We start from the raw sequence: 25979 nt of genomic DNA, 5'->3' as shown, positions 1-25979 counted from the left end.
TCTGTAAATAAAAAGGACGGCTGAATCACGTCCTTATCCGTTCATTTTACTTGTATTATACTGAAATATGGTCACTTCTTGCAAATATTTTATGTCAATTGTAAAAAACAGGAAAATCACATTTGTTTCACAAGCACCCACGTTCCGATTCCATCGACGCTTATTTTTTTCTGCACAGAAAACAGCGGCGCCGTTCCGCTGCGAACCTCGTCGCAAAGCACATACCATTTATCTTCATCGGGAAGAAACACATCTTGCTTTTCCTCTTGATTATGGTGAATGACGACAATATCACGCCACGGCCCATATTGCTCCACACCGCGAAGATGATAAGCGATTATAGATGAAGGCATTGGTTCAAGAAAAAAAAGGTAATGATTTATTTCCTCGTCAGTAGAAAATCGAAAAGCGCGATGGGATTTCCGCAGTTCAATCAGCCCTTGAATGTAGCGGATATCATCTTCATGCTCGCTCTTTCGGATCCAGTCAATTTGATTAATCGAATCAGGAGCATTATAGCTGTTGTCTATTCCTTGTTTTGTTCGGTAAAACTCCTGCCCGCTATGCAAAAATGGAATTCCTTGCGAGAGCAGAACGATCGCGGTTGCTAATTTTTGCCGTTTCTTCCGCGTTTGTTCATTTTCATGACCGTTTGCTGCCTCCATTTTATCCCAAAATGTATGGTTATCATGACATTCGACATAATTAACGGTTTGCAGCGGATGAAGAAACATTCCTCCTTTTTTGCGGATGCTTCCGCTAATTGCCACTTTCACCTTTTCCCGATGATCGCAATTGCCAAGGGCGAATCCTCTGTCAAGCAGCTGAAATGTGCTCCCTTTGACACTATCGCGAAAATAATCGTTAAAATAGCCGATGCGCGGCAGCTGTTCGGCATTATGCATTGTTGCTTTTTGCTTGGACGGAAGCGGTGTCGGCAAATCCCATCCTTCTCCAAATACAAGAATGAACGGGTCTAGCGCATCGAGCGTTTCGCGAACCGCTTTCATTGTTTCTATATCTAAAATTCCCATTAAATCAAAACGGAATCCATCGACATGGTACTCCTCTGCCCAAAAACGAACCGAGTCCACGATCCATTTTCGCACCATTTTCCGTTCGGAAGCAATATCATTTCCAACTCCAGTGCCATTAGCGGGATTGCCGTACTCATCATAACGGAAGTAATATCCTGGAACGATTTTCTCGAAGGAAGACTGTTCCCGTATATAAACATGGTTGTAGACCACATCCATAATGACGTGGATGCCGTATTCCTGCAGCGTATGAATCGCGCGTTTCAACTCGCAGATGCGCGCATAAGGGTCCGTTGGATCGGTCGCATAGCTTCCTTCTGGTGCATTATAATGAACCGGATTGTAGCCCCAGTTATATTGCCGTAGCGGGTCGCGTTCGTCGATTCCGGCAAAATCGTTAAATGGAAGCAGTTCGACATGTGTGATACCCAACTCTTTTAAATAAGAAAGCCCGGTTGTCGTATGATTTGGCCCCTTTGTATCGAGTTCGGTCAATCCTAAATATTTTCCTTTATGGACTACGCCGCTGTCCGGATGAATCGTAAAATCGCGGATATGCATTTCGTAAATAATCGCGTCAGTCGGTGAAGAAAGCGGAGGGAGAGGCGGCTTTTCCGTTCGTGTCTTCGCTAAATCGACAATCACTCCATACTCCCCGTTGACAGAGACGGCCACCGCATACGGATCCACCGCTTCGCGCCAAATTTTGTTTACACATACGACGTAAGTGTAATACATTCCTTCCAAATCGCCGCATACAGTTGCCGTCCATACCCCTTTTTCCAGCCGTTTTAGCGGTATATAATCCACTTCGTTCGTTTGCGGTTGAACCAGCTTTACTTTTGCCTCTGTCGCCGTCGGCGCCCAAACGCGAAAAGTCGTTTCCTTCTTTGTATACACGACGCCTAAATCGCCGTCATAAAAAAATTGCTCATCAAATGCCGCTGTCCGCACGACCGCGCCAATTTGCAAATCGGTCGCTTCTCCTTGATGATCATAAAGAAGATATTCCCTTCCTATTTCAATCGGAATCGGACATAAACATTCGTATTTCACGCTTTCCCCTAAATCCGTTTTTCGCTCTATGGTTAAAGGATGTCGCTCCCCGTATGGCATTCCTAGCGTAAATGTTTGCATTTCTCCATTGAAATACGACTTCGGCACTAACACCGTCACCACATTCATCGCATCTAAATATGCAGCAAAATTCCGATTTATCTGAAGCAAATCTGCTCACCTCTCTTTTGGTGCAGGCTGTGTTATTATCATACGTGAAAGAAGAAATGCAGTGCCAAGGAAACGGATGACAACTGTAGCCATCTTGTATATCGGAGAAATTGATATGTAAGCAAAATATAAACAATAAATAAAAAAGGTGTAATTAGCTTTACACCTTCTCCTCATCCGTATTCCAAGCGGTTCGGATATCATAATGGCTATAGCAGTGACTCAACAGCGAAGAAGCTGCTTTTAACTGGACATGCTTTAGCGGGAGTGTTAATTCCCTTAACGCTGAAAACCAGCGCGCATAATTTCGTTTATCAATGTATTGGACACCGCTAAGAGAATGGCGGTCATCGATATAGCCGTAGCGATTGATTACCGCTTTTCTCACAGGGAAATCGATATGATACCGTTTATATATATCAACAACAATTTTCTCCATTCGTTGCAGTGCAATAACCGGATTGATTCTCCTTCTTTCCCCCCGCTTCGTCATCTCCGTCCAAAAGCGGTCGGAAGAAGCGATAATAATATTATCTTTTTCTCCCTCGACAAAAGTGATGCACCATGTTGTGGTCGGGCTCAGCAAAAGGACATCTAATTCGACTCGGGCGTTTTTTACTAAAAATACTGGCTTATATAAACATAGGTACGTATCGGGAAAACGCTGCAAAAAATACTTTAATGTTTCATCGTAGTAAAATTTTGATTCTACATTGGATTCATACCAAGCGGTAGAACTTGCCCACTTTAGCTGCATATGAAATAGTTCTTCTAAAAATAACATTTTTAGCTCATCGATATTGGCGGCCTTTATTGCAATATCGTTCTTATCAGCGCTTGGAACGTCCTCATCATCTTCCGATACGGAAGAACGCCGCACCCATTTTTTCATCCTCTCCAACAACGACGGCTTTTCCAGCAGCCATTCCCACGTTTCCTCCTGGACGGGAGCAGCATTGTTTCTTCGGCCAGTCTCCCATTGTTCTTTCGTTTGCTCCCATTGCTTTTTCTTTAGGCGAATAAATTCAGGAGCATAGTGATATACATCGGTTTCATACCGAGAAATATAATCTTGCAGCTTAATTAATTGCCCCACACTTGCACACTTCCTTTTTAAGAAGTTGCTTTTTCAGAAAACGGAAATGAAGCGATCGCCTCATACTTCGGCGTTCTGTCTAAATGGGTTTGATACAACACGATTTCACGAACAGAAAAAGTCGCCGCTATCCTTGGTTTCTGTTTCAGCTCCTCCAGACGAAACGCCTCGCTTCCTTGCCATTTGCGGGCAATGGTAATATGTGGGGTAAATGGCCGTTTGTCTAAAGAAAAGCCGATGTCGGTGCAAGCCGTATACACATCACGCTGCAGCACCCACAGTTTCTCTTCTTTTTCCACCCCTTGCCATAAAATGCGCGGTGCGGTCCGGTCGCCAAATGTACGGATTTCCGATAAAGATAAAGAAAAAGGAGTGTGGCGTACCGCCACTTCGGCCATTTTTTCCCGCACTTCTTCCACTTTGGCCTGCGGAACATGTCCTAAAAACGCTAATGTAATATGATAATCTTCTTCGTGCACCCATGTCCGGAACGGAAAAGCAAAGGCGATTTGCTCTTTCCATTGGGCAATTTGCTTTTTTACTTCCGCAGCCATTGGAACCGCGATAAAATAATGTGTTTGTTTCATCTTTCTTCACCTGCAGAATGATTTTTTTTATTTAGCCAATGGATCGCGATTAATGACAACATGCCGATAAATGTACATACACTAAAAAATAAGTATACCGCTCCAATATGATAGCGATCAAGAAGATATCCGCCGATAAAAGTGCAAAACCAGGCTCCAAATCCGTTCCCGGCAGCAGAATAAAGAGATACGGCTGTCGCCTGCACATGCTTCGGAGCGATATCGCGTGCATATTGAAGCGCCGCTGGGATCGACAAACCGACGGAAAAACCTTGCGCAATCGTTGTGATATATACGAAAACAAGCGGTGGTTCCCAAAAATACAGGAACCAGCGCAAGCCTGATACTGCCGTGGCAAAAATGAAGAGCGGAATCAGCCCAAAGCGGCGGATCAGCCTATCCGTCATTTTCATAAACGGCGCTTCACTTCCCGCTGCCAGTAGAAAGGCAAATCCAATTCCCGTCAATGTTCCGCCAAGCTGCTTAATGAAGATGCCAAAATAAGAATTATTGGCTAAAATCGGACCAAAAATGAGAAACGTAGAGAGCAGCAATAGCAAAAAATGCGGAATGGCAAGCAGCTGTCTGACACCGCGAAGCGTTCCCGAATTCATCGTCTGACTCTGTTTGGGAAGCCGCCAAGCAAGAAAAGAAGCTAATATGAGCATCAACGAAAACAAATAAAAAATAGTCATAAAGGCAAAATGGTCAGATAACCAGCCGCCGGCTAATACGGCGACCGCAAAACCGAGCGACCCCCATAAGCGAATCGAGCCGTAGCTGCCGCCATCTTGTTGTACGTGATGAAGGGCAATGCTGTCCGAAATCGGCACGATGGCGCTTTGCATCGCCGCAAGCAAAACCGCGATTACCATAAGCCAGCGATATTCCGCGGCCAATGAATAAACAAATCCGGTGACTGCAGTGGCCCATAATGCAACGGTTAGTACGAAAACGGGTTTACGCGTATAATCGGTAACCATTCCCCAAAGCGGCTGGATCAACATCATCACTACCGGGCTAATGGACATAATTGCCCCGATCTCTGTCCCGGAAAGTCCAACCTCTTCTTGCAAATAGACAGATAAAAGCGGAAATAGCGCCCCAAAGGCGAAAAATACGAAAAAATAAAAAAGCGGAAATACACTCTTGCTGGTCGATTCCCCTCGTTTCAGCGTTACTTCCATGCCGCCTCTCCCATCCTTTTGCAAAAAAGCACCGCTCAACAAAGAGCGGTTATCTTTATCGTAACATAAATTTGGCAATTTTTCACTTTGCTAATTCATAAATAGCTTGAGCATAAATAGCCGTTGCTTTTAGCAAATCATCAATGATGATGTATTCATCTTTTTGGTGTGCTACGTCCGGACGGCCTGGGAACAGCGGCCCAAACGCGACTCCCGCTTTTAAGGAGCGGGCATAGGTGCCGCCGCCGATGGAAAGCAGCGTAGCGCGCTCACCGGTTTGTTCTTCGTATACACGCTGCAGCGTCCGTACTAATTCATGATTTTGGTCGACATAATGCGGTTTGGAGTCACTGAAATGCCCGACCGTAAAGCCATGCTGTGCGGCAACGGCTTCTAGTTTTTGTTTTGTTTGTTCTATTTCATTCGTAACCGGATAGCGGATGTTTAAGCCGATTTTTGCACCGCCTTGCCGGTCATACGATAAGATGCCGACGTTCACCGTTAAATCTCCGGTAATCTCATCATGGTAGGCAATACCTAGCTTGTTTCCGCGTGAATCAGCAAAGAAATAGTCGGTCACAAAACGGATAAATGACGCTGCCGGCGCATCCAGCTCGACACTCGAAAGCCATTTCGCCAGCCATAAGCCGGCATTTTTTCCATTGTCCGGCTCCATCGCGTGCGCGGAAACCCCTTCTAGTTGAAAAGTGATTGTCTCCTCTTTGACAATGGCATTTCCTTTCATGTTTGCCTCACGCAAAAAATGATGATAATGCTTCTCTATTTTTTCTTTTTGTTCATCATTTACAGCCAATACCGCTTCGGCAAAATCAGGCACCATATTGTAACGGCGGCCGGAGCGGAACGAATACAGCTGAATTCCGCCTTGTTCACTCATTTCGGTAAGCGGCTGACACAAATCGAGGTCGACAATTCCTTTTTCTGCATAAATAATCGGAAAATCAGCATCCGGAGCAAATCCCATCGTCGGCATTTCTTCATGCTTGAAATAATGGTCGACACAGCGCCAGTTGCTCTCTTCATCCGTTCCGATAATCATGCGCACCCGTTTTCGAAGCGGCAAACCGAGTTCTTTTACTATTTTCATCGCATAAAGCGCCGCCATTGTCGGCCCTTTATCATCAATGGCGCCGCGGGCATAGATTTTCCCATCGCGAATTTCCGCCGCAAACGGATCACTCGACCAGCCGTCCCCAGGCGGCACGACATCGACATGGCATAATATACCGATGAGCTCATCACCTTGTCCCATTTCCAAATGTCCAGCCAGTCCATCGAGATTTTTGGCTGTAAAACCTTCCTCCTGTCCACGCCGCAACAAAAATTGCAATGCTTCATATACTCCTCGGCCAAGCGGTGCTTCCTCTGTGGCACTTTCTTCGTCAAGAACGCTCGGAATGCGTAAAAGCGCCTGCGTATCTTGAATCAACTCTTCTTTCCGCTTTAATACTTCTTCTAGCCAGTTGATGCCCACACCTACTCTTCCTTTCTTTTTCATTGCTCTTTGTTGTCAACGTAACACAAATGAATCAAGAAAGTCAAAGTTTTCTTTTTTTGCAGTGATATTACAACTTCTTCACAAAATGTTTAAATATTTCGTTAATATCGGCAAATGGGTAGCATTTTTCATCTATTTTCGTGTAAAATGATAGTAAAAAGACAAAAAGATATAATCTCTCATCTTGGAAAAAGTGATGTTGTGCCATGCGAATTATGCAAAGATAGGGAGTGGTCTTTTGAAACCTTCAACACATCGTATGCTAACACGAATTAAATCGGTGTACATGTACATTAGCGAGAAGGGAACCGTAACGACGCAGGAACTTGTTGATGAGTTTGGCACCACCCCAAGGACGATTCAGCGCGATTTAAATGTGTTAGCGTATAACGACCTAGTTCGCAGCCCTAGCAAGGGCAAATGGACGACAACCAACAAGAAGGTGCGTATATCTTCTTAACGGATGTGGAGAAGAGAGAAAAAGGTGAGAGGTTATAGCGAAATAAGAATAAGCCTCAACATGCCAAAAGCAGAATATGTATTTAGTTTGCATATAAAAAGGAACCCAACCGAGGTTCCTTTTTTTTCCTCTTTCACATTTTTCCTGAGAAGTCTTCCTTCCTCTAAACGGAATGAAAGGGGGAAAGATTCATGCGCGAAACTGTTTTAACATTTCCACCTCTTCATCGGTTAATTCGCGATATTGCCCGACATCCAGTGAAGGATCGAGAACAAGGGGCCCCATTTGAATCCGCTTTAAGTAAACGACCCGTTTACCTACCGCCCGGAACATCCGCTTTATTTGGTGGAACTTTCCTTCTGTGATCGTTACCTCTACATCGGAACGAAGCCCAGATTTTAAAATAACGAGCTCCGCTGGCTTCGTTTTGTAACCGTCATCTAACACCACGCCGCGGCGGAATGCCGCCACATCTTCCTCTGTTACTGCTCCATCGATGACAGCAAAATACGTTTTTGGCACATGTTTTTTCGGCGAAAGTAATTGGTGGGCCAACTGTCCGTCATTCGTCAGCAATAAAAGCCCCTCTGTATCTTTATCCAGCCTCCCAACCGGGAATGGCAAAAACACTCGGTCTTCCTCTTCTAGCAGGTCAATGACCGTTTCTTCCACCATATCTTCTGTTGCCGAAATCACTCCCGGCGGCTTGTTCATCATTAAATAAATAAACTCTTTATACTCCACTTCTTCTCCCCAGACAGTAATGACCTGCTCAGTCGGGTTGACTTGTGTTTTCGGATCTTTTACCACAACACCGTCAATTTTGACAACCCCTGATTTCAGCATTTTTTTTACTTCTTTTCTTGTTCCGTACCCCATGTTGGCCAGCATTTTATCAATACGCAACCCCAATGTTTTCACCACCTTTTAAAAAATTTGCTTCAATTAGGCGTTTGTCTAGTCCGCATTCTTCCTATTTCCATACACTATGAAAGAAAAAAGAAGAAAGGAGATTGGCCCATAATGAATTATTATCTTCCAATGACAGATGATTATCGTCAACAACCTACTCAACCTTTTGGCCCTGGCTTCCCAGGAGGTTTCCCAGGAGGTCTCGGAAACATTCAGCAGCAACTGAATCGGATCGAACGGACGTTACAGCGTCATGAAGATCGTCTCAATCGTCTTAACCGTCGCTTGCAACGCGTCGAGCGCCGGCTTGGGCTTCCTTTTGAAGAATTTTAATCTTTTAGAAAAGAAGGCGGCTAAGAGACCGCCTTCTTTTCCTTTCTGCGCCGCAAAAATGCAAAGCGATCGCCAAACAGTGAGGCAAGCAGACCAAACCGATCGCTGAAAAAGAAATACACTCCTGCGCCGATAATTGCACCAATCGCGACGATCACGATCGATTCCACTGTTCCGCCACGATAATGAAGCATCGATTTCAAAAGCAGCTGTACAATCGCAACAAATATGGACATAAGCGCCGTTAATATTCCAATAAAAATCGTGCGGCGTATGACAAACTGATATCGGTATTTTGTGTATTTTTTAATAATCCATAAATTAAATATAACCGAAACCAAATAACCAGACATAGTCGCAAGTATCGCGCCAATCGTCGCAAATTTTGTAATAAGAAACGTATTGAGTAAAAGTTTCACGAAAAGTCCCATCGTTAAGCTGACGACCGAAAAACGTTGTTGATTAATGCCTTGCAGCATCGCCGCTGTCACGGAAAACAATGCGAACAAAATCGCAGTTGGCGCATACCAGCGCAACACTTGCTCTCCAAGCGGATCATAACTATAAAACGCTGCATAAACCGGTCCTGCAAGAAGCGCCATGCCGACAACAGCAGGCAATGTTAAAAACATTACTACTTGAAACGTTTGGTTTAAATATTTTCGCAATGATTGTCGGTCTCTTTCCACATACGCCTTTGTAATCGTTGGAATTAGCGTCAAACTAAATGATGTCGCCAGCGTTACCGGAATAATGACAATTTTTTGCGCCCACATATTAAAAATAGAATAAGCATGTTCAGAAATTTTCCCAAGTCCTATGTTCGCCATCGCATGGTTAAACGTAAACTGATCAACTAACTGGTAAAGCGGCATCGCTAGTCCAACAAAAACGAACGGCGCTGCATACAGAAATAATTCTTTGTACATTTCTTTCAAAGAAAGCTTAACTTGTCCACGATCTCTTTCTAATAAATCATCCAGATACTTCTTTCGCTTCCACCAATACCAAATGAGAATAGCGAGCCCACCGAGTGCGCCGACAAAAGCGGCAAACGTTGCCACGCTGACTGCTGTAACGAGAGAGCCTTCAAGTACGCGCAAAACGACGTAACAACCGATCAACAAAAAGGCGATGCGGACGATTTGTTCGACCACTTGTGATAGCGCTGTCGGCCCCATCGATTCATGCCCCTGGAAAAAACCGCGGATTAAGCTCATGACAGGAACGATAATAAGCGCAAAACTCACCGCGCGAATAACGGTTACGACGTCATTAATAGAATTGACGTTTGCACGTTCATCAATAACAAACGGAGCAAGCCATGGGGCAATGGCATATAAAACAACGCAAGAAACGATGCCGGTAACCATCATTAATCGTAATCCCGATTGAAATAACACATAACCGACACGATACTCTTCCAAAGCATTATATTTCGACACAAACTTGGAAACCGCCAGCGGCAGTCCTCCTGTAGCGAGACTAATGAAAATTTGGTACGGCACATATCCATACCCGTAAAGCGCACCGCCTTGTTCCCCTACAAGATGATAAAAAGGAATGACATAAATTAAGCCGAGAATCCGGGAAATCATAACACCAGCTGTCAGAATAAACGTTCCGCGCAATAATTTTGAGGTAGACATACGATCCCTTCCCTAATTTGATCACATTGAAAATGATAACTATGATATTTTATCATATTTTTGATCATGTCGAGAAATTTTCCCCCGCTCCATTATAATCAAGAAGGAAAGGATAGTGAAGAAAATGACATATGAAGTTGTTGTTATTGGGGGAGGGCCATCGGGATTAATGGCGGCAATTGGCGCTGCGGAACAAGGGGCAAAAGTGCTTCTTATTGAAAAAGGGAACAAGCTAGGGCGGAAACTTGCCATTTCCGGCGGCGGACGATGTAACGTAACAAACCGTCTCCCTGTCGAAGAAATTATTAAACATATTCCTGGAAACGGAAGATTTTTATACAGCGCTTTCTCCGAATTTAATAATGAAGATATTATTCGCTTTTTTGAACGGTTAGGCGTACAGCTAAAAGAAGAAGATCATGGTCGCATGTTTCCGGTGACCGATAACGCGCAATCGGTTGTACAAGCGTTAGTGAACGAGTTAAGACGGCTGCATGTAGATGTTTGGCTCAACACGCCGGTTGCTGATGTTGGGTACGAGCATGGAAAAACGATAGGCGTCACGCTAAAAACCGGCGAATTTATCGAAGCCAAGGCAGTCGTCGTCGCTGTAGGCGGCAAATCAGTCCCACAGACCGGCTCTACCGGTGACGGCTATGCTTGGGCAGAAAAAGCGGGGCATACGATTACCGAGTTGTTTCCAACCGAAGTTCCGATTACATCAAAGGAACCGTTCATTCAAGAACGGATTTTGCAAGGCTTGTCGCTGCGCGATGTCGCTTTAAGCGTCCTGAAACCAAACGGAAAACCGATCATTACCCATCGAATGGACATGCTGTTTACCCATTTCGGCATTTCCGGCCCGGCCGCCCTTCGCTGCAGCCAATTCGTCGTCAAAGCACTGAAAAAGTATGGCAAAGATGCGGTTATGATGAGCATTGATGCGCTTCCTGACCACAATAAGGAAGAACTGTTTCAGCACATTGCCCATCTATGTAAAGAAGAGCCCAAAAAAGCGGTCAAAAACGTGTTAAAAGGCTTGCTGCCGGAGCGATATGTCTTATTTTTGCTAGAACAAAGCGGCATCGACCCGCAGGCGCCGGCCGCAACAGTGTCGCACGAAATGATTCGGACGTTTGTCCATCAGTGCAAACAGTTTACCTTTCACGTTCATGGCACATTGCCGTTAGAAAAAGCGTTTGTCACCGGCGGAGGTGTTTCGGTGAAAGAAATCCAACCGAAAACGATGGCTTCCAAATTCATGGAAGGTCTTTATTTTTGCGGGGAAATTTTAGATATTCACGGCTACACAGGCGGTTATAACATCACCGCAGCATTGGTGACCGGCCGGCTCGCCGGCGTCAATGCCGCCGCATACGCCATTTCCCACCGGACCTAATAGGCAACGTTAGGTCCGGTAAATAATCATTGCCGAAAAGCAGTAAATTTGTTCTCCTTCCGACTCCATCGCCGCCACGCTGTATTTGACGTCGATTAACTGTCCGTCTTTTAATCGTGATAAAAAATCGTTGACCGCTGCTTCCAAATCCTTTTCATGCTCTTTATCGAATACTTTGACTTTGTACATTTTTCTTCTCCCTCCGGTTTTTTCTTTTATTTCATCATTTTCACCAACTATGCAGAAATTCCTTCACGCCCTTTTTTCAAAAAATGCAAGGAATGTTTGTCCGCCTCTATCCCCGTACACCATCTGTGGACCGTTCCAAAACACGTTATGATACTCGCGGCTATAATGGATGGTGAAGCGGATCATCGCATGTTTCCACCATAACTGAGTCGGTTAGGCACGTTTTTGTAAATCATACGCACTTTCTTCATACAAGACTAATTGCCTATAAATAAAACGCTGGCTGTCCAAACAAAAAACAGCCGTCACCTATATCGCCGGCTGACTTTTTGGCTATTTTACCATAGCGGTTGGCGGTGGAAATTGATCTTTGGCGACTTCTTTCGGCGCTTGGACATGGCCGAAAAAACTGGCACTCCTAACACCATTAACAATAACACGCTGATCATCGCTCTTTTTAAAACGATTCCTCCTAAATAGGTATAATTTTTTTTAGAAAATCATAGCTCATTTTATAATATTTGCTTGCTAGCTTATACTTGTGGCAGCGCTCGTAGTAGTCTGCTAAATACTCGGCGTATTGCGCCACATCTTCATATTTTTTGTGTTTTTGAAAATAAGGGATAACTTCATTTTTCATAAACATTTCGAATTCCTGTTCAGAAACATCGCGGGATAATAAATATTGATAGACGGTAAAATGAAGGTAATATTCATAGGAAATAGGTTCGGAATGCTGTTTTAAAAGCTGCAGGCTTTCTTCCACGCTTGCCAGCGCCTTGCGATAATTTTGCGAAACATAATATTCGCGAATAAGAGAAAATAACGTAATAAAGCGATCGGCAAGCGTAGCGTGTTTTTTATATACTAAACTATTTTCGTAGTGTCGAATCGCTTCCCGATGCTCCTTCTTCATCGATTTCAAGTAGCCCAAATTATGCTCAATAATGCCCAGCAGTTCAATATCGTTGACCATTTGCGCCGCCTTTTGCGCAAGGGAGTAACATTCGACCGCCTTGTCCAACTCGCCGTACCTTCGATAGCAAATTCCTAGCAGCACATGACATTCCGCGCTTCGCTTTAAGTTATAATCTGCTTGGTAAATGGCTAGCGCGCACTGCACATAGTTGATGCAGCTTAACATTTTCCATAACCGGCTGTATGCAAGCGCTAACAAATAATACAAGTCTGCTTCTTCCCACTTTGGAAACGATTGAAGCCGAAACAGCTCCTCTGCCTTTTTGTAATACTCCAGCGCTTCTTCATATTTTTCTTTGCAATAATATAAAAGCCCGAAAAATTTGTAATAGTAGTATTTCATTTCATGGTCAAATGCATTGTACAATTCGCGAATCTGCATCATTGCGGCTTCAGCGGCGGAAATATTTTTCATGAACAAATAATAGCGCATCTCCATTAGTAGAAAATAAATATTTGCTTCCGCATCGTTAAAATACTCTATCATTTTCTTTATTTTTTCATACATTTCCGCTGCTTTCCATTCATTTTTATCTGTTATTGCCTTATACCATAACATTATTTGCTTCATCAGTTCATTCATCCGTTCGTGAAATAAGTTGTCAATCCCAAGCCGCTGACAAAGTAAGTGCAACACTTCTTTACTCGGCGTTACTTGGTTGTTTTCAATTTTCGACAAATACGATACGGAAATAATTCCTTCCGCCACTTCTTCTTGAGTCATTTCTTTTTTGAGACGGGTGAACTTTAAGCGATCGCCAATCTTCAATGAATATCTACCCCTTTGCCCATGTGTGCGAATAGTTTAAATTTAACGAAAATTATACAATCTTTTTATCGGGTTAGGAATCACCCATTGGTACTAAAGGGATAGAAAAAGAAACCGGTATCGCTCTTTTATGTCTTTTATTGTACTAAATCACGCTCTTTCGTTTATTGGGAAAATCAACGGGTTATAAGTGCAATCATTAGGAAAATATCGCCGTGTCGACGAAAAACGAGTTGCGACAAAAGCGGTTACCTTCTTGAAAAAACGCTCGGTCGCTTCTCGTAAAGAAACAACCGAACGCTTTTTTCTTTACTGTATCAAAAAGAATAGGATTCAGCCAAAACAATAGGCTATTTTTTTGGCACCGTATCTCCTTCCCATTCGAGCATCCCGCCGACCATATTGCAGACGCGGTAGCCTAATTCCTGCAAATAACGGCAAACGTTTTCGCTGCGCCGGCCGGAGCGGCAAACGAAAATATACTCCTCCTCTTTATTGAATTCATCGAGCCGGCTTGGAATTTCTCCCATTTTGATATGTTTCGCTCCAGGGATCATGCCAAGTGCGACTTCCTCATCTTCGCGTACGTCGACAATGTTCAGTTTTTCGCCACGATCAAGTCTTTCTTTTACTTCCGCCGCAGTGATTTCTTTAATTTCGTCCATCACTTCGTCTCCTTTCTATCGTATGCCCCTCGCAAAGGAGGGGCACTAGATTAGTTCGCTACAATATTCACCAATTTCCCAGGAACGGTAATGACTTTGCGCACCGTTTTGCCGGCGATATGCTCTTTAATTTTTTCGTCCTGCAATGCCATTTGTTCAAGCTCCTCTTTCGATAAATCCGCGCGCACATGCAGTTTCGCTCTTACTTTTCCATTCACTTGCACAACGATTTCAACTTCCTCTTCCACTAGTTTTGATTCATCATACGTTGGCCATGGCTCGTATGCGATCGTATCGTTATGGCCGAGTTTTTGCCATAGTTCTTCCCCGATATGCGGGCAAACCGGCGATAATAGTTTCACAAATCCTTCCATATAGGCTTTTGGCAGCTGCGGCGCTTTGTATGCTTCGTTAATAAACACCATCAATTGCGAAATCGCTGTATTAAAGCGAAGCGCTTCATAATCTTCGGTCACTTTTTTCACCGTTTGATGGTATACGCGCTCAAGTGTATCCGTTTCCGGATTGTCGACGATTTTCGGGTTCAGCTCTCCATTTTCTTCGACAAATAAGCGCCAGACGCGGTCTAGGAAGCGGCGCGCTCCGTCCAGCCCCTTAGTCGACCAGGCGATCGACGCTTCCAGCGGTCCCATAAACATTTCGTATAAGCGCAGCGTATCGGCACCGTGGCTTTCGATAATATCGTCCGGATTGACGACATTTCCTTTTGATTTGCTCATTTTTTCATGGTTTTCGCCAAGAATCATGCCTTGGTTAAACAATTTTTGGAACGGCTCTTTTGTCGGCACGACGCCGATGTCATATAAAAATTTATGCCAGAAACGCGCATACAATAAGTGAAGCACAGCATGCTCCGCACCGCCGATATACACATCAACCGGCAGCCATTTTTTCAATTTTTCCGGATCGGCCAGCTGCTTGTCATTATGCGGATCGATATAACGCAAATAATACCAGCAGCTTCCTGCCCATTGCGGCATCGTGTTCGTTTCGCGGCGCCCTTTTTTGCCTGTTTTCGGATCGACGACGTTCACCCATTCCTTGATATTGGCAAGCGGTGATTCTCCTGTACCGGACGGTTTAATTTGATCGGTTTTTGGCAGCTTTAATGGCAGCTCTTCTTCCGGCACCGGCGTCATCGTTCCATCTTCCCAATGAATGATCGGGATCGGCTCGCCCCAGTAGCGCTGGCGGCTGAACAGCCAGTCGCGGAGACGGTATGAAACTTTCTTTTGTCCTTTTCCATTGGCTTCTAGCCATTCAATCATTTTCTTGATCGCTTCTTCTTTGTTTAGACCGTTTAAGAAATCAGAGTTAATATGCTCTCCGTCGCCCGTATATGCTTCTTTCGCAATATCGCCGCCGGCGACAACTTCTTTGATTGGCAAATTAAATTTTTTCGCAAATTCATAGTCGCGCTCATCGTGTGCTGGCACGGCCATAATTGCACCAGTGCCGTAGCTCATCAGCACATAATCGGCAATCCAAATTGGCAGCTTCTCGCCAGTGACTGGGTGAATCGCATATGCGCCGGTGAATACTCCCGTTTTTTCTTTCGCCAAATCAGTGCGCTCAAGGTCGCTCTTGCTTTTAATCGCATCTAAATACGCTTCCACTGCCGCTTTTTGCTCTGGAGTCGTAATTTTTTCAACAAGCGGATGCTCTGGAGCTAATACAGTATACGTCGCACCAAATAGCGTATCTGGACGAGTGGTAAAGACGGTGAACGTTTCTTCATGGCCATCGACTTCAAACCGGATTTCCGCGCCTTCTGAGCGGCCAATCCAGTTGCGCTGCATTTCTTTAATGCTTTCCGGCCAATCTAACTCTTCCAAGTCTTCGAGTAAACGGTCCGCGTAGGCGGTAATGCGGAGCATCCATTGCCGCATCGGCTTGCGGATCACCGGGTGGCCGCCGCGTTCGCTTCTGCCGTTAATAACTTCTTCATTGGCAAGCACCGTGCCTAACGCCGGGCACCAGTTGACCGGGACTTCATCCATATAAGCGAGCCCTTTCTCATACAGCTTTAAGAAAATCCATTGCGTCCATTTATAGTAATTCGGATCGGTCGTGTTGATTTCCCGGTCCCAGTCGTACGAAAACCCTAGCGATTTAATTTGGCGTCGGAACGTATTAATGTTTTTTTCGGTAAACTCCGCCGGATCGTTTCCGGTATCAAGCGCATATTGCTCCGCCGGCAAGCCGAACGCGTCCCATCCCATCGGATGAAGCACGTTATAGCCTTGCATCCGCTTCATGCGCGCCAAAATATCAGTGGCGGTGTAGCCTTCCGGATGGCCGACGTGCAGCCCTGCTCCTGACGGATACGGGAACATATCTAGCACGTAAAATTTCGGCTTGTCATCGTCATCGACCGTTTTAAACGTTTTATTTTTTTCCCAATAATCCTGCCATTTTTTCTCTATTTCTCGATGGTTGAAGCTCATTGCCTTTCCTGGTTACTAAAATCTATAAAAATCGACACATCGCGATGGAACCAGCAAAACTGCTTGCCGCTCGGATTCTCACCGAGTTCCATCAGGAAGGGAATCCCTCATGTCTCACCTGCTGTGAAAGACATCCCGTGGATCGCTGTTAGCGACGGCTCCTGTCGTGCACCATTCCTTCCATCGGTTAGTACACGACAGCGATTTTAGTAACCAGGTCTACACCTCCTATCTTTTTTCTAGTAAACATTGTTAACAAAAGCGAAAATAAAAAAACCTCTCAGCCCAAAAGGGACGAGAGGTGCCATTCCCGCGGTACCACCCTTCTTAGCATGCAAAACTGCATGCCCACTCTCATCATTAACGCAGATTCACGGCGGACATTACGAGGCGAAAGCCGCTCATGCCCGCAACTCCGAGGCGAGTTCGTGAACAAACTTCGGTTGACTCGCACCGACCGTCAACTCTCTGCCGTCCGTTTGGTTCACTACTACTCCTCTTCACCGTTATTTACCAATATTGTTCGTGTATAATATTTTAAAAAATTTGTCGGTTTATTGCAAGTGGGGAAAATGGAGCTTATATGCCGTTCATATCCTCACGTAACGGTGTCATCCATCTATTTTATGCCACATTTCCCGCGGATTCAGCTCATAGATGCCGTTTTCGCGATACATATAGTTATTCATGATCCATTCGCGGCGAATGGTTGCGTAATCCTCATGGAACTTTTTAATATGCTCATTGATTTCTTTTTCTGTATACTGTTTTCCCGGCTGAAGCCCTTTCAGCATATGCTCAAGCACAATCAATTTTTTCTTTCTTTGCGCTGGAATATTTTTTAAACGGCCATCGCTTGTAAAAAAGTTTTCGATGACTTTTTGACGCTCAGCTGCTTTCTCTTTCATCTCTTTTTTCACCTCATTTTGTTCAGCCAAATCAAGCAATGCATACGCGTAATGCTTTACGACAGACGGCTGTAAATAAAAATAAATGATGTTTCCATCGCGCCGTTCACAAACAACGTTCATGTCGCGAAGTTTTTTTAGATGGTGGGTAATCGTTGCCGGAGTCAATCCGAGTTTCCCAGCGATTGCTTGACCGTGCAGCGGTCCTTGCGAAAGCATTTTTATAATGCGAAGACGCGTTGGGTCACCAATCGTCTTAAAAAATGTCACTAAACGATGAAGCTGCATGACTACACCTCTATATTTGATGGTTATCTAATTAGATTTATATCAAATTAGATGTTTGTTGTCAATCTCCCATATTTTTCATACATAAAATAAAAAAATGGAGTAGAAAACATGTCTACTCCACTATAACCGTCTGTTTCTCCTTGTTTTGCTTCTTTGGCAAGTTCCGATCATAGAAGAACGTCGTGACAAGCGAAAGCACAGAAAAGAAAACAAGCACGGCGAACAGCGGTTTCATGCCAGCGTAATCAGCGATCAAGCCGCCGAGCACAGGTCCGATCGTTCTGCCTGCCGTGGCCGTGCTGTTGACAAATCCCCCTCCGGCCAAATCGCTCCCGCATACGCAGCCGCTACTGGGAATACAATCCCGCTTCCCATCCCGATGATCGTTAAAAAGATGACGTAATGCGGCCAGCCATGAAAGAAAACAAGGCCAACGAGCACAGCCATCGTCGCGACAATTCCGATCATCATCGATTTAAAACCGCCAATTTTATCAAACAATAACCCTCCGACTAAGTTCCCAGCTACACTTGCCCCGGAGTTGAGCATGAGCACCATTCCAGCGACAGAGAGTGATTTGCCAAGCTGTTCATGAACGTAAATCGTATTCAGCGGCCACAAAAAAGAAGCCCCTGTCACATTCATGGCCATGCCTACCATTAATACCCAAAGCACACGGGGCATATGCATACGTACATCCTCCTTCAATATTTCGAGTGCCAAAACAATTGTATGGATTCTACGAAAAAAGGCAATAAAAATGAGCTTGCCGAAGATTCGACAAGCTTTTTACTCTTCGACATGCTGCTTTGATTTTTGCGGCTGTCCGCCTGTTTGTTCATATGCTTTTTTCGCCTGCTTTACCGGATCAAAATCTTGGCCGAATTCGAGATCGTTATTATTTATTCCGTTTCTCGTTTTTTGTTCCGGGTTGTTTTGTTTCGACCGTTTTTTCACGACATACCCTCCCCTTAACGATCAAGTAAAATCATTTGATTTTGCAGCTGCTCAAGCTGCAGGCGCATCCGATGCAATTGTTCGCGCTGTTGGGCGTTGCAGCTGCGCGCTAAATGAGCCAAATCGTTGACGGTGCTCTCCAGCATTTGCTGCGCCTCTGTATATTCCGTTATGTTATAATGCTCTTGCTTTTGTGCTTCCGTGTATTGCTCTTTCGCATAACGAATGACATCTTCGCAATGCTGCAAAAATTCTTCAACCGATTGCCGCGTTGCCATTTCTTTTCCCTCCAACCGTATGATCGTTTGCCTCATTGTTTAGTCTGTGCATTTTATTTTCCGCCTATCACGTTAATGATTGGTAATAGTCGATTTTTTCCGCCAATCGTGATACAATGCTGAAATGATACGATTTTACAAACAAGGAGGGAACTGTGTTGGCACAGTTCAACCCATTTCCATATACAAACGACCATAAGCGTTACCATACGTGGAATTATCATCTGCGACAAACGTTCGGGCATAAAGTGTTTAAAGTCGCGCTTGACGGCGGCTTTGACTGCCCGAACCGTGACGGAACGGTGGCGTATGGCGGCTGCACGTTTTGCAGTGCGGCTGGATCGGGTGATTTTGCCGGCAATCGCGCTGATGATTTGGTGACACAGTTTCATACAATTAAGAAAAAAATGCACCAAAAATGGAAAGAAGGGAAATATTTGGCCTATTTTCAGGCATTCACAAACACGCACGCACCGGTAGAAGTATTGCGGGAAAAATATGAAACCGTCTTAAACTTAGACGGGGTAGTCGGATTGTCCATTGCCACGCGCCCGGACTGCCTTCCTGACGATGTTGTGGAATATTTGGCGGAGCTGAACGAGCGTACGTATTTATGGGTCGAGCTCGGTTTGCAGACTGTTCATGAACGGACTGCCCTGCTGATTAACCGCGCTCACGATTTTCAATGCTTTGTCGACGGTGTTGAAAAACTGCGCAAGCACGGAATCCGCGTCTGTGTGCATATTATTAACGGACTGCCGCTTGAAGATTACGAGATGATGATGGAAACGGCAAAAACGGTAGCCAGCATGGATATACAAGGAATCAAAATCCATTTGCTTCATTTATTAAAAGGAACGCCGATGGTAAAGCAATATGAAAAAGGATTGGTGCAATTTCTATCCTTTGAAGAATATGTAAACCTTGTCTGCGACCAATTGGAAGTATTGCCGCCGGAAATGATCGTGCACCGCATCACGGGCGATGGCCCGATCGATCTCATGATCGGTCCGATGTGGAGCGTCAATAAATGGGAAGTATTAAACGCCATTGACGCCGAACTCGAGCGCCGCAACAGCTATCAAGGGAAGTATTACAAAAAAGAAGAAAAAGAAGTGGTCGGGCGATGAAATTGGTGAAAATTCTTCCATTTACACGGGTATTAATGGACATGGCGGTAAAAGAAGGAGACATCGCCGTCGATGCCACGGTCGGAAACGGACATGACACACTTTATTTGGCAGAGCGCGTAGGGGAGAAAGGCCACGTATTCGGTTTTGACATTCAACAGGAAGCGATTGCATCGACATCCGCTCGTCTTCAGGAGCATCATTTGCTCGAGAGGGTAACGTTGTTTCAGGCAAGCCACGATCAATTGATCGAAAAAATCCCTGATGTCTATCACGGGCACATCGCCGGCGCGATATTTAACCTCGGCTACCTTCCCGGCGGTGACAAACGGATTGTGACAAAACCGGAGTCAACGATCCGCGCCATCGAACAATTGCTGCAGATCATGAAAAAAGAAGGAATCATCGTCCTCGTCGTTTACCACGGTCATCCGGAAGGCGCCATCGAACGGGATGCGCTTCTGCATTACGTCAAGGCAATGGATCAACAGCATGCTCACGTATTAAAATATGAATTCATCAATCAAAAAAACAATCCCCCGTTTATTCTTGCCATCGAAAAACGGTAAAGAGGCTGTCCCCCTTTAGGAAAGAGACAGCCTCTTTTGCTTCAAAGACGATGAAAGCTTGTTTTGCCATAAGCGATACGCTCTTCCGTTCCAGTAAAAAAACCAAGAAACGGCCCCGCCTGCACGGACAAGCTTCCTTGCAAGACGGCGAAGCTCCCGCTGTTTTTTCACTTTTTCATCCGATAAATATAGACCGAGAAGGCCGCGGTGAATAAGGCGGTGGAACTCTCCGTGCGGCAATGCATTCACATGGCGGTCGGCTTCTTTAATAAAATGGCATAACCGTTCCAATAAAACAGACTGGCTTGGATAATAAAAACAGAAATTCAAATCTCCGCCTAACCGGTCTTCTTCCTGGTCAATCAAATAATCAAGCAAAATATGCAGCCCTTGTATATACGGAAAATAACCATCGCGTATTTGTTTGGCCATTTCCGCTTGAAATGTTTCGCTGAAGGCGTAAGCAACTAAACAAAAAATACCTAACGTAGAGCCGGAGCAGGCGGAAAACTCATACCATTCCATCGGCGGAAGCTGATCTTTATATTGTTTAAACCATTTTTCCAGGCGCGGCACGCGCTCCTCGACGTGCACATGTTTATGCACCTGCAAATCGCAATAATATCCCGCCAGTTCGTGCAAAAATGGCACAATTTTATCGTAATGGACTGCTTTTTTCAAAACGTTTTGGCACGTGCGGACAAGGTCGTGCAAATAGCCGCCATCATCTTGTTCTTGGCGGTGGCGGTAATAATTCGCCACGTCGGCATCAAGCGATAGGGCAGCCGGCATCGATTCATGAAGGGCGCGGAAATCAAGCGGATCTAGCGACGTGCTTCGGTCACATAAATTATCCAAGTAATCGCTGATCGTTTGATACGCGACAATAAAGCGAATGCACTCTTCCATGTCCTCTCCGGCAAGCAGCGATAAAATGGCACCGCCCTCGCAATGAAACGTTTTTGTTGCAATGCTGGCCAATGCTTGTCTACGCAGCTCCGGGTCGGGAATACGCTCCGCTTTTTGTTTCCAATAAGCCAATTCGCGGTGTACAACGGGAAAAACGTCACAATATACTTTTTTCATTAATGTGATCGGATGCGTCGGTATTTTCAACAGGCTCACCTCAGATGCAGGAATGACATGATTTAACGATATAGCTGGCATTGTGTATCTAAAAATGATTTGGCGTAGAAAAAAACATCTTCCCGCTCCGGTTCATTAAAAATTTCATGGTATAATTGACTCCATTCTTTATACATTTTTTCCGAAATGGATAAACGATCAAACCATTCTTTTACTGCCTTTTTATCGACAATTTTATCGTCACCGCCCTGCATAAGCAGCAACGGAATATCAGGAAATTTCGCAATATGGTGAAACGCCAATTCCATCGCTTTCACCAGTTCGCGATACCAGCGGACAGATACTTTCGTCACATACAGCTCATCCTGTTGAGCGGTCTTGTGCACTTCTTTATTTCTTGTTACTAGTTCAACAGACAAACCTGAGTCAAATAAAAGGGAAGGAGCGATATGATTCAATACTCTAGAGAGCAGATCAATCCCCTTGGACGGATGCGACACAAGCCCCAAACAAGGAGAAGATAAAATAACTCCACGGATCGGAAGACGTTTTTCCTGCAAGGTGCGGATTACTACAAGCCCTCCCATGCTGTGTCCAAGCAAAAATATTGGCACATGAAATTGTTGTGCTTCTTCAACCCACTCTGCCACTTCATTAATATATTCGTCAAACGATTGAATATGTCCACGTTTTCGCCGCGTTGTCCTTCCCTGGCCCGGCAAGTCTCCGGCGACGACATGATAGCCGCTTTGGACCAACTGCTCGATCAGCCATTGATACCGTCCGTGATGTTCAACCGCTCCGTGGACAATGACCACCGTTCCTTTTCCATCATTTGCCTCCCATTTCCACATGGCCAAATCTCCTCCATTTACGAATCGTGCCAATACTTGTACAATAATAATACCGAACCATTTTAGGAAAGGAAAGAAGCGTATGATTTACCCGTATAAAGGAAAAATTCCAAAAATCGCCGAATCTGCCTTTATTGCCGATTATGTCACCATCACCGGCGACGTTGTGATCGGGGAAGAAACAAGCATTTGGTTCAATACCGTCATTCGCGGCGATGTCGCCCCTACGATCATCGGCAATCGCGTCAATATTCAAGATAACTCAATTTTGCATCAAAGTCCAAATAATCCGCTTATCATTGAAGATGATGTCACCGTCGGACATCAAGTCATTTTACATAGCGCCATCGTCCGTAAAAACGCGCTAATCGGCATGGGCTCGATTATCCTTGATGGGGCGGAAATTGGCGAAGGGGCGTTTATCGGCGCCGGCAGCCTTGTTCCGCCAGGAAAAAAGATCCCGCCACATACCCTTGCATTTGGCCGCCCCGCTAAAGTCATTCGCGAACTGACCGATGAAGATGTCCGTGAAATGCAGCGAATCCGCCGCGAGTATGTAGAAAAGGGACAATACTATAAGGCTTTGCAGCTAAAACAAGGATAATCGTTCCTTATTCATTGTAATTCCGATTAATGAAGGAGTAACGTTATGTCTACCGTCTTACTTCTTTTCATCATTGCTATCGCATTGTTTATTATATTTTTCCGAACAAAAGCATTATCGAAATCGGCACTTGTTTCTCTTTTTATGTTTTGTCTTCTCGCAGCACTGTTGCTCAATCAAGAAATGAGAGCAGCGATCGCACATTTAAAACAATCTTATTTAGCAAGGGAAGAAGCACTGATAGAGAATGTTATTTCTCCTTCTGCTGAAAAGAAAATCAAACCTTCTGTGCTGCTTGATGTGCCAGTCATTCGCCAACTTCCCGAATTGCCGCGCGGTTGCGAAGTAACGAGCTTGGCAATGCTTCTTGAGGACGCCGGTGTACAAGCCGATAAACTGACGCTTGCTAAACAAATAAGAAAAGACCCCACTCCGTTTCAGCGAAAAAATGGCAAAGTGTATTTTGGCAATCCAAACAATGGCTTTGTTGGCGATATGTACTCACTCACCACACCAGGCTTAGGTGTGTATCATAAGCCAATTAAGCAACTTGCTGAAACGTATCTACCCGATAGAATCATTGACTTAACAGGAAGCGACTTTTCCGTGTTGCAGCAATATCTTTCGAAAGGAGTACCGATTTGGATCATTACCAACAGCACGTATAAAAAACTGCCGGAATCCGCTTTTCGCGAATGGGAAACGCCGAGCGGACCAATTAAAATTACGTATTACGAGCACTCCGTTGTAATTACAGGATATGACCAAGATTTTATTTATTTCAACGATCCACTTACAGGCGAAAAAAATAAAAAAGCACCCAAGACCGATTTTTTGGCTGCTTGGGTGCAAATGGGAAGACAAGCCATCACCTATCAACCTGATTAGCTTAATAGGAGGTGCTTGTCTTCTTTATATGCTTTTTTATATAGGTTGGAAAAATCATATTTTTTTTCGATATATACTTGGTGCCAAATCATAAAGACTAGCACAGTCCAGATTTTCCGGCTATGATCCGCTTTATTGGCGCAGTGCTCCTCTAACAGGCGATATAGCACATCTTTATGGAACAAGTGATCCGTTTCACTTTCTTTGATAACGGTTTTCGCCCAATCGTACATTTCATTTTTCAGCCAATGGCGAATTGGTACTGGAAAACCAAGCTTCTTGCGGTGAAGAACATGATCGGGAACAATGCCTTCTGCCGCTTTGCGTAAAATGTATTTCGTTGTATTATTAGCCGTTTTCATTTCCGGTGGAATTTTTGCTGCCACTTCAAAGACGGCTTTATCTAAAAACGGAACGCGCAATTCCAACGAATGTGCCATTGTCATTTTATCGGCCTTTAGCAAAATATCCCCGCGCAACCATGTATGAATATCAATATATTGCATACGGTTGACAGGAGGATAATGAGTGGTTTCCTCATAAAATGGACGGGTAATGATTGTATATTCCAGTCCGCGCTTGTATGCTTTTAGCAAGTTCTCTTTTTCTTCTTCGCTATACATTTTTGCGTTTCCTATATAGCGTTCTTCCATCGGCGTTAACCCGCGCTCGATAAAGCTTTTCCCTTTTACCCCTTCTGGAAGAATGCGGGCGATGATGCGCAATGCCGATTTTGCCGCGCCAGGCATCCACTCAAACATTTTTAATGACTGTGGTTCACGATAAATGTTATACCCTCCAAACAGCTCATCCGCTCCTTCTCCAGAAAGAACAACCGTTACATGCTTTCTTGCTTCGCGGGCGACGAAATAAAGCGGAACAGCCGCTGGATCGGCAAGCGGATCATCCAGATGCCAAATGATTTTCGGCAGCTCTTCCATGTATTCTTCTGGCGAAATAACGTAGCTGATGTTTTCCACCCCTAATTTCTCAGCCGTTTCTTTCGCTACCTCAATTTCGCTAAATCCTTCTCTTTCAAAGCCGACCGAAAAAGTTTTAAAGTTTGGATGAAATTGTTTGGCAATCGAAGCAATGAGCGAAGAATCGATTCCGCCGGATAAAAAAGAGCCAACCGGCACATCGCTGCGCATATGTACCCGCACGGAATCAAACAAAACATCGCGAATCTCTTTGACGAATTCATCTTCCGATTTCCATACTGGCTGAAACCGCGCTTTCCAATAACGGTGTACCGTTAATGGTTCACCGACTTTCTTTTTGATGTAATGACCCGGCTCTAATTTATTAATGCCAACGGACATTGTCATTGGCTCAGGCACGTATTGATATGTTAGGTAATGCTGAAGCGCGTCATAATCGAGAACATTGTTTTCCATCGCATGCAAGATGCTTTTCTTTTCCGATGCAAAAAACGTCCGCCCTTCTTCTTCAAGATAGAAAAATGGTTTAATGCCAAATGGATCACGTGCGGCAAAAATCGTTTTTTCTTCTTTATCCCAAATGACAAATGCAAACATGCCGCGAAGCTTCTCTACCGCTTTTTCTCTTTCATGACTATATAGCGCAATAATCACTTCCGTATCAGAATGTGTGGCAAATTCGTATCCCTTCGCACACAACTCTTCGCGTAGCTCAATATAGTTATAAATTTCTCCATTAAAAATAATCCAATATCGCTCGTTTGCGTACGATAACGGTTGATGACCCCCTTCTAAGTCGATGATGCTCAACCGACGAAAGCCAAAATGGACATAGTCATCGAAAAAATACCCCTCGTCGTCTGGACCACGGTGCGTGATCATATTATTCATTTCTTCAAACGTTTTCTTCCATTGCTCGTCTAGCATTTTTGGATGATCATAAACACATCCAATAAACCCGCACATGTGTATTTCACCCATTTCTTTATATTCATTCA

General features: G+C 44.5%; 26 protein-coding genes, 1 pseudogene and 1 other annotated feature. Of the genes and pseudogenes, 7 read left to right on the top strand and 20 right to left on the bottom strand.

Going from position 1 to position 25979, the window contains the following annotated elements; all coding sequences use genetic code 11:
• Positions 1 to 116: 116 nt before the first annotated feature.
• The 5 genes from pulA to pepV form a co-directional block, all read right to left on the bottom strand.
• On the bottom strand, positions 117 to 2264 hold the full coding sequence (gene pulA / locus BV455_RS12395) for a type I pullulanase (protein ID WP_218687245.1): 2148 nt from the start codon (positions 2262 to 2264) through the stop codon (positions 117 to 119).
• 160 nt (positions 2265 to 2424) lie between these two features.
• Positions 2425 to 3360 (bottom strand): NERD domain-containing protein, encoded by a 936-nt coding sequence (locus BV455_RS12390; RefSeq protein WP_017434915.1) that lies wholly within the window; start codon positions 3358 to 3360, stop codon positions 2425 to 2427.
• Between the two features lie 17 nt (positions 3361 to 3377).
• Positions 3378 to 3947: an RNA 2',3'-cyclic phosphodiesterase gene (gene thpR / locus BV455_RS12385; RefSeq protein WP_017434914.1), complete on the bottom strand. Its 570-nt coding sequence runs from the start codon at positions 3945 to 3947 to the stop codon at positions 3378 to 3380.
• A complete protein-coding gene (locus tag BV455_RS12380) occupies positions 3944 to 5134 on the bottom strand; it encodes an MFS transporter (protein WP_081159891.1) in 1191 nt (396 codons plus the stop codon). Before BV455_RS12380 ends, thpR begins: the two co-directional genes overlap by 4 nt.
• Before the next feature lie 82 nt (positions 5135 to 5216).
• Positions 5217 to 6629, bottom strand: a complete 1413-nt coding sequence (gene pepV, locus BV455_RS12375; RefSeq protein ID WP_017434912.1) for a dipeptidase PepV — start codon at positions 6627 to 6629, stop codon at positions 5217 to 5219.
• Positions 6630 to 6891: 262 nt separating this feature from the next.
• Here pepV and BV455_RS12370 point away from each other — a divergent pair, with 262 nt between their 5' ends.
• Entirely contained in the window at positions 6892 to 7113 is a 222-nt protein-coding gene (locus tag BV455_RS12370) for a DeoR family transcriptional regulator (protein ID WP_015864852.1), read from the top strand.
• 189 nt (positions 7114 to 7302) lie between these two features.
• Here BV455_RS12370 and BV455_RS12365 read toward each other — a convergent pair whose 3' ends face one another.
• On the bottom strand, positions 7303 to 8025 hold the full coding sequence (locus BV455_RS12365; RefSeq protein ID WP_017434911.1) for a pseudouridine synthase: 723 nt from the start codon (positions 8023 to 8025) through the stop codon (positions 7303 to 7305).
• A gap of 111 nt (positions 8026 to 8136) precedes the next feature.
• On the opposite strand from BV455_RS12365, the gene BV455_RS12360 reads away from it, so the two are divergent.
• The gene (locus BV455_RS12360) at positions 8137 to 8358 is read left to right on the top strand and encodes a hypothetical protein (RefSeq protein ID WP_017434910.1); all 222 of its coding nucleotides are present in this window, start codon (positions 8137 to 8139) and stop codon (positions 8356 to 8358) included.
• A gap of 20 nt (positions 8359 to 8378) precedes the next feature.
• Here the strand turns inward: BV455_RS12360 and BV455_RS12355 are convergent, their stop codons facing one another.
• Entirely contained in the window at positions 8379 to 10007 is a 1629-nt protein-coding gene (locus BV455_RS12355) for a putative polysaccharide biosynthesis protein (RefSeq protein ID WP_061578767.1), read from the bottom strand.
• A gap of 124 nt (positions 10008 to 10131) precedes the next feature.
• Between BV455_RS12355 and BV455_RS12350 the strand changes: the two genes are divergently transcribed.
• Positions 10132 to 11406 (top strand): BaiN/RdsA family NAD(P)/FAD-dependent oxidoreductase, encoded by a 1275-nt coding sequence (locus BV455_RS12350; protein ID WP_017434908.1) that lies wholly within the window; start codon positions 10132 to 10134, stop codon positions 11404 to 11406.
• Between the two features lie 9 nt (positions 11407 to 11415).
• On the opposite strand, the gene BV455_RS12345 is transcribed toward BV455_RS12350, so the two are convergent.
• From BV455_RS12345 to BV455_RS12305, 10 genes and pseudogenes are all read right to left on the bottom strand, one after another.
• Positions 11416 to 11595 carry a sporulation protein Cse60 gene (locus tag BV455_RS12345; protein WP_017434907.1) on the bottom strand — a complete coding sequence of 60 codons (180 nt, stop codon included), beginning with the start codon at positions 11593 to 11595 and terminating at the stop codon, positions 11416 to 11418.
• Between the two features lie 81 nt (positions 11596 to 11676).
• A pseudogene (locus BV455_RS12340) lies at positions 11677 to 11825 on the bottom strand (peptidase M4 family protein); the annotation flags it as partial.
• A 242-nt stretch (positions 11826 to 12067) separates the two neighbouring features.
• On the bottom strand, positions 12068 to 13342 hold the full coding sequence (locus BV455_RS12335; RefSeq protein WP_042407712.1) for a helix-turn-helix domain-containing protein: 1275 nt from the start codon (positions 13340 to 13342) through the stop codon (positions 12068 to 12070).
• A 350-nt stretch (positions 13343 to 13692) separates the two neighbouring features.
• Complete coding sequence (locus BV455_RS12330; protein WP_017434904.1) at positions 13693 to 14007, bottom strand: rhodanese-like domain-containing protein; 315 nt, start codon at positions 14005 to 14007, stop codon at positions 13693 to 13695.
• 50 nt (positions 14008 to 14057) lie between these two features.
• The gene (gene leuS, locus BV455_RS12325) at positions 14058 to 16475 is read right to left on the bottom strand and encodes a leucine--tRNA ligase (protein ID WP_042407714.1); all 2418 of its coding nucleotides are present in this window, start codon (positions 16473 to 16475) and stop codon (positions 14058 to 14060) included.
• A gap of 287 nt (positions 16476 to 16762) precedes the next feature.
• Positions 16763 to 16988, bottom strand: a binding site (T-box leader).
• 98 nt (positions 16989 to 17086) lie between these two features.
• Positions 17087 to 17671 (bottom strand): DUF2087 domain-containing protein, encoded by a 585-nt coding sequence (locus BV455_RS12320; protein WP_017434900.1) that lies wholly within the window; start codon positions 17669 to 17671, stop codon positions 17087 to 17089.
• A gap of 115 nt (positions 17672 to 17786) precedes the next feature.
• Positions 17787 to 17942 (bottom strand): hypothetical protein, encoded by a 156-nt coding sequence (locus tag BV455_RS20965; protein ID WP_409993881.1) that lies wholly within the window; start codon positions 17940 to 17942, stop codon positions 17787 to 17789.
• The gene (locus BV455_RS12315) at positions 17927 to 18364 is read right to left on the bottom strand and encodes an MFS transporter (RefSeq protein WP_409993880.1); all 438 of its coding nucleotides are present in this window, start codon (positions 18362 to 18364) and stop codon (positions 17927 to 17929) included. Before BV455_RS12315 ends, BV455_RS20965 begins: the two co-directional genes overlap by 16 nt.
• Positions 18365 to 18463: 99 nt before the next feature.
• Entirely contained in the window at positions 18464 to 18631 is a 168-nt protein-coding gene (locus tag BV455_RS12310) for a hypothetical protein (protein WP_042407744.1), read from the bottom strand.
• A 14-nt stretch (positions 18632 to 18645) separates the two neighbouring features.
• A complete protein-coding gene (locus BV455_RS12305; protein WP_042407747.1) occupies positions 18646 to 18909 on the bottom strand; it encodes a YtzC family protein in 264 nt (87 codons plus the stop codon).
• Between the two features lie 158 nt (positions 18910 to 19067).
• Here BV455_RS12305 and BV455_RS12300 point away from each other — a divergent pair, with 158 nt between their 5' ends.
• Positions 19068 to 20039, top strand: coding sequence for a tRNA modification radical SAM protein MnmL/YtqA (locus BV455_RS12300; RefSeq protein WP_017434897.1), 972 nt, complete (start codon positions 19068 to 19070; stop codon positions 20037 to 20039).
• The gene (locus BV455_RS12295) at positions 20036 to 20608 is read left to right on the top strand and encodes a tRNA 5-(aminomethyl)-2-thiouridylate-methyltransferase MnmM (RefSeq protein WP_017434896.1); all 573 of its coding nucleotides are present in this window, start codon (positions 20036 to 20038) and stop codon (positions 20606 to 20608) included. The genes BV455_RS12300 and BV455_RS12295 overlap by 4 nt, the downstream gene beginning before the upstream one ends.
• Before the next feature lie 15 nt (positions 20609 to 20623).
• On the opposite strand, the gene BV455_RS12290 is transcribed toward BV455_RS12295, so the two are convergent.
• The gene (locus tag BV455_RS12290) at positions 20624 to 21724 is read right to left on the bottom strand and encodes a tetraprenyl-beta-curcumene synthase family protein (RefSeq protein ID WP_042407751.1); all 1101 of its coding nucleotides are present in this window, start codon (positions 21722 to 21724) and stop codon (positions 20624 to 20626) included.
• A 32-nt stretch (positions 21725 to 21756) separates the two neighbouring features.
• Positions 21757 to 22548, bottom strand: coding sequence for an alpha/beta hydrolase (locus BV455_RS12285; protein ID WP_017434894.1), 792 nt, complete (start codon positions 22546 to 22548; stop codon positions 21757 to 21759).
• Positions 22549 to 22630: 82 nt separating this feature from the next.
• On the opposite strand from BV455_RS12285, the gene BV455_RS12280 reads away from it, so the two are divergent.
• On the top strand, positions 22631 to 23152 hold the full coding sequence (locus tag BV455_RS12280; RefSeq protein ID WP_017434893.1) for a gamma carbonic anhydrase: 522 nt from the start codon (positions 22631 to 22633) through the stop codon (positions 23150 to 23152).
• 45 nt (positions 23153 to 23197) lie between these two features.
• The gene (locus tag BV455_RS12275) at positions 23198 to 24040 is read left to right on the top strand and encodes a C39 family peptidase (RefSeq protein ID WP_061578769.1); all 843 of its coding nucleotides are present in this window, start codon (positions 23198 to 23200) and stop codon (positions 24038 to 24040) included.
• Here BV455_RS12275 and asnB read toward each other — a convergent pair.
• Positions 24037 to 25947, bottom strand: coding sequence for an asparagine synthase (glutamine-hydrolyzing) (gene asnB, locus BV455_RS12270; protein WP_042407803.1), 1911 nt, complete (start codon positions 25945 to 25947; stop codon positions 24037 to 24039). The genes BV455_RS12275 and asnB overlap by 4 nt on opposite strands.
• Positions 25948 to 25979 lie beyond the last annotated feature (32 nt).

This window comes from Parageobacillus caldoxylosilyticus, from assembly GCF_019272935.1.
GTDB classification, from domain to species: Bacteria; Bacillota; Bacilli; order Bacillales; family Anoxybacillaceae; genus Saccharococcus; species Saccharococcus caldoxylosilyticus.
The sequence above is the reverse complement of the archived record's forward strand: the minus strand, read 5'-3'. Positions and strand labels throughout refer to the sequence as shown.